At 74.9% G+C, this 4,379-nt stretch carries 6 protein-coding genes; 3 read left to right on the plus strand and 3 right to left on the minus strand.

Annotation, left to right across the window (positions count from 1 at the left end):
• The coding region (locus tag ACWJ6R_RS30885) for a hypothetical protein (protein WP_449065603.1) at positions 1 to 995 on the plus strand (995 nt) is incomplete at its 5' end.
• An 87-nt stretch (positions 996 to 1,082) separates the two neighbouring features.
• Here ACWJ6R_RS30885 and ACWJ6R_RS30890 read toward each other — a convergent pair.
• From ACWJ6R_RS30890 to ACWJ6R_RS30900, 3 genes are read right to left on the minus strand one after another with little or no spacing between them, the layout of a single operon-like run.
• Entirely contained in the window at positions 1,083 to 1,829 is a 747-nt protein-coding gene (locus ACWJ6R_RS30890) for a hypothetical protein (protein WP_449065604.1), read from the minus strand.
• Complete coding sequence (locus ACWJ6R_RS30895; RefSeq protein ID WP_449065608.1) at positions 1,826 to 2,161, minus strand: PadR family transcriptional regulator; 336 nt, start codon at positions 2,159 to 2,161, stop codon at positions 1,826 to 1,828. The genes ACWJ6R_RS30890 and ACWJ6R_RS30895 overlap by 4 nt, the downstream gene beginning before the upstream one ends.
• Before the next feature lie 4 nt (positions 2,162 to 2,165).
• On the minus strand, positions 2,166 to 2,393 hold the full coding sequence (locus tag ACWJ6R_RS30900) for a hypothetical protein (RefSeq protein WP_449065605.1): 228 nt from the start codon (positions 2,391 to 2,393) through the stop codon (positions 2,166 to 2,168).
• Positions 2,394 to 2,682: 289 nt separating this feature from the next.
• On the opposite strand from ACWJ6R_RS30900, the gene ACWJ6R_RS30905 reads away from it, so the two are divergent.
• Together ACWJ6R_RS30905 and ACWJ6R_RS30910 are read left to right on the plus strand one after the other, a co-directional pair.
• Positions 2,683 to 3,420: a hypothetical protein gene (locus ACWJ6R_RS30905; RefSeq protein ID WP_449065606.1), complete on the plus strand. Its 738-nt coding sequence runs from the start codon at positions 2,683 to 2,685 to the stop codon at positions 3,418 to 3,420.
• The coding region (locus ACWJ6R_RS30910) for a hypothetical protein (protein ID WP_449065607.1) at positions 3,366 to 4,379 on the plus strand (1,014 nt) is incomplete at its 3' end. The genes ACWJ6R_RS30905 and ACWJ6R_RS30910, both read left to right, overlap by 55 nt.

Below are 4,379 nucleotides of genomic sequence, written 5' to 3' on the forward strand. Positions count from 1 at the left end.
CGGGCGGCGCCGGGGCGGTCGGGCCGACGGAGCCGGCCGGGGACGGGGAGGCGGACCGGGTCCTGTTCCGCTTCGAGGACGAGCGGATCACCGAGTCGAGCGGGCTGGCGGTCTCGCCGGCCCACGAGGACGTCTACTACACGCACAACGACAGCGAAGCCGGAGCGGTCTTCTACGCGGTCGGCGGCGACGGGAGGACCCGGGCGGCGTTCACCCTGCGGGGCGCGGCGGCCCGCGACTGGGAGGGGATGGCGGTCTCCAGGGACCCGAAGACCGGGCGCGGGGTGCTCTGGTTCGCCGACATCGGCGACAACTTCGACGGCGCCTGGCCGGACGTCTCGGTCTACAAGGTGGCCGAGCCCACCTCGCTGAAGGACGCCGTGCTCCCGGCCGTGCGCTACCGCTTCCGCTACGAGGACGGCGGGCACAACGCCGAGGGCGTCATGGTCGACCCCCGGACGGGGCGGCTCTACATCGTGACCAAGGAGTTCGCCGGGGCGGTCTACGCGGCGCCGAAGCGCCTGCGCACCGGGCGGGTCAACGTACTGCGCAAGGTCGGCTCCGCGCCGATCATGGCGACCGACGCCGCCTACGCGCCGGACGGGTCGAGCTTCGTGGTCCGGACCTACATCTCCGCGACGGTCTACCGCGACTTCGACGAGCAGCTCGCCCGGGTCTCGATGCCCCCGCTGGAGCAGGCCGAGTCGATCGCCTACACCGCGGACGGCAAGGCCCTGCTGACCGGTTCCGAGGGCGCGGACAGCCCGGTCCACCTGGTGCCGCTGCCCGACCGCGTCCTGGAGGCGGCCACCCCCGCGCCCGCCCCGACCCCGGAGCCGAGCGGTACGGCGCGCACGGAGCCGACCGGTCCGGTGGAGGCGGCCGAGGACGGTGAGCAGGACGCCGGGGTGCCGGTCTCGGCGGTGCTGCTCTGGCTGCTCGTGGCCTTCGGCGCCACCGGCGCCATCGCCTTCATCGCCCGCCGCACCCGGTAGGGCCGTCCCGCCGCACCCGGTGGGCGGCATGCCGTACCCGGTGGATGGCACGCCGTATCCGGCGGGCGGTACGCCGGGAGGGTCCGGTCAGCGGCGGCGACGGCGGCGGCGGAGCGTGAACAGGACGGGGAGGACGACGACGGCGGTGCCGACCAGGACGCCCGCGACGAAATCCAGGCCGAACCCGTGGTCGCCGCCGGAGAGCGGGCCGACGCCGAATACGAGGCCGGCGCCGAGGGCGACCATGTAGAGCGCCCAGACGACCATGAAGGCGTAGAAGCGCCTGCCGAAGAACACCCGGCGGGCGGGCGTGGCGGGGGCGTCGTCGAGCTCGCCCGCGAGCCCTTCGGAGACGGCCTTGGGACGCTTGAAGTACTGGAAGTACATCCAGCCGCCGCAGGGCTCCCAGCCGTCCGGGGCGAGGCGTTCGATGAGCGCGTCGAGCTTCACCGGCAGCACGGTCTCGCGGCGGTACTCCCAGCGGAGCGGGCGCTCGGGGGCGCGGCGGCTGACGAAGCGGCCCAGATGGTCGATGCGCTCGACCTCCCAGCCCTGCTCGCCGTACCTGTTGAGGCAGGCGCGGTCCTGGAAGGCGTCGACGGTCCAGACCCAGGTCTCGGCGGCCGGGTCCGGGCGGTCGTCCGGGGCGGCCTCCTGCGCGGCGGGGGCCAGGGTGGCGGCGAAGCCGGCCGCGGGGCCGAACTCCTCCTCCGGGTCGGCACCGCTCTCGGCGGCGTAGGCGGCGAGGTCGTCGACGGTCACGGCGATCTCCTTCTCGGGGACGCCGCGCTCGTGCAGGCGCGCGGCGAGCTCGTCGAAGTAGGCGGTGGTCATCTGACGCCTCCCCGGGCGAGTGCGGAACGGACGGATTCGTCGAAGGTCAGCCAGAGCGCGCCCTGCGCGGCGAGCGTGTCGCGGCCCTGCCGGGTGAGGGTGTAGTAGCGGCGGCCGGGGCCGCGCTCGGTGGCGCGGAACTCCGCGGTGACCAGACCGGCCTCCTCGAGCCGGTTGAGCACGGGGTACAGCGTGCCGCCCTTGATGTCGAACCCGATCTCGGCGAGTCCCTTGGCGATCTCGTAGCCGTAGTTCTCGCCCTCGGTGAGGCCGGCGAGCACGAGCAGGTCGAGGACGCCCTTCAGCCAGCTGGCGCGGCGGTCGGTGGCCATGGGGTCAGCGGCGGCCACGCGCGAACTGCCAGACCAGGGTGACCGCGGAGACGATGAAGAGACCGGTCATGAAACCGGAGAGGAAGTCCTGGTCGGAGTACCGGCCGACGAGGATGCGGGCGGCGCTGAGGATGAAGAAGGCGGCGAGGGCGTACTGGAAGCGCTTGTCGGAGAAGAGCTCGCTGCGGGCGGGGGCGGCCGGGGTCGGGGAGCCGGGCTGCGTGGCGGTCATGTGATCTTCCTCTCGGGGGTGTCGGACGGGCGGACTCGTCGGCGGCCGGCTCCGGGGGAGCCGTCGTCTTCGCTATGTAGAAGCTACAGCCATCTAGTTAGGAATGCAATCTAGATTGCCGTGGAGTCATCCGCTGGGCTCCCGGCTCGCCGGTCGGCCGTCTTCGGCGGTTCACGCGACGGGTATGCGTGCGGTTCGGGGGACGCGCCGGAAGTGCCCGGAAGTACTCAGTCCCGGATGAGTAGCCCGCCGGATGCGGCGGACGACCGGTGGAAGGCATGGTGGGAGCATGGAACCCGCCGATCCGCGACCGGACAGCGTCCCTCTCCCCGGTGAGCCGAGATGCCCGGAATGCGGGGTGCGCCTCACCGCTCCTCAGGAGCGTTGCCCGAGCTGCGCCCTGCCGCTGAGCGGGCCGCTGGCAGCCGAACTGTGGCGGCTCGACCAGGCACTGGCCGAGCTCGGGGCGCGCCGGTCCGAGATGCTCGTCCGCCGCAGCCGCCTGCTCGGCATGCTCCGGGCGGAAGGCGCCCGCCAGGGCATTCCGGAGGCCGCTCCCGGCGCGGGACGGACGGGTACGGGCGGGGAGAGGTCATCGGGACCGGCCGGAGCAGGACGGACCGGAGGGGGACGGACCGGAGCGGGGCCCGCGCGTCCGGGCGGGGACCTCTCGCCGAGGGCGGTGCAGAACCTGCTGCTCGCCCTCGGCGGACTGCTGCTGGCCGTCGCGGCCGTCGTGTTCACGGTGGTGAGCTGGGGGCATCTCGGCATCGGCGGGCGGGCCGCGGTCCTGGCCGGTTTCACCGCGGCGGCCCTGGCGGTGCCGCGGGCGCTGGCGGGCCGCGGGCTGGCCGCCACCGCGGAGACCGTCGCGGTGCTCGGCGTGGTCCTGCTCTTCCTGGACGGCTACGCCGTCCGGCAGGCCGGACTGGCCGGTACCGGGCGCTCGCCGGAAACGTCTACGCGGGCGGGGTGTTCGCCGTGGTCGCGCTCGTCCTGGCCGCGTACTCGCGGGTGGTGCCGCTGAGGCTGCCGCTGCCCGCGGCGGTCCTGTTCGCCCAGTTCCCCGTCGTGCTCCTGGCGGCGGAGCGGCCGGCGCCCTGGGTGACCGCCGCGTTCGCGGTGACGGCCGCGGCCGACGCCGTCCTCCTGCTGTACGTGAAGCGCGCGTCCGCCGCCCCGATCCGGCCCGGGATCCGCAGGACGGCGGCGTTCTCGTTCGGCACCGTGTGGACGCTCGGCGTGCTGTACGGCTCGGTGGACTCCGCCGCGGGCCTGGTGGCGGGTTTCTCCCCCGGGGACCGGCTCGGCTCCGCGGCACAGGGGGCGCTGCTGGCCGTACTGGCGCTGATCGGGATCGCGGTGGCCCTGCGGCGCGTGGTGGGGCCGGTCACCGCCCTCGCCGCCGGATCGGCGTTCGCGCTGGCCGCAGGCGTCTCGGCGCCCTTCCCGCCGGTGGTCCGGCCGGAGTGGTACGCGCTCGTGTACGCCGTGGCGGGACTGGCCGTCGCGGTCGCCGCGCTGTGCGCGCCCGGGCCGGACGAGCCCGGGATCCGTTCCGCGGCGGCGGTCACCGGCGGGGTCCTGGCCGTGCTGACGGTGCTCCCGTTCCACACGGACATCGCGCGGGCGCTGACGGAGCCGTTCGCCCGCCTGGACGGGATCTGGTCGGGCCCGCACGGGTACGGCGCAGGAGGGTCTCCGGTACCGCTCACCCCCGTGCTCGTCCTCGCGCTGCTCAGCGCCGCCTCCGCCGCCCTGGCCGTGCGAGGTCGCGTATCCGCCGCCTCCGCGCGGGAACCGGTGTCCGCCGTGCCGTCTCCGGAGACGGCGAAAGACGGGCCCGCCGTCCTCCGCGCGGGAACCGGTGTCCGCCGTGCCGTCTCCGGAGGCGGCGGAGGACGGGCGGGGACGGCGGAGGCCCGCGGCCGTCGCCGCGCTGCTGTCCGGCACGCTCGCGGCGGTGCTCGTCCCGGGCGCCCTCGG

Source organism: Planomonospora algeriensis, assembly GCF_977012225.1.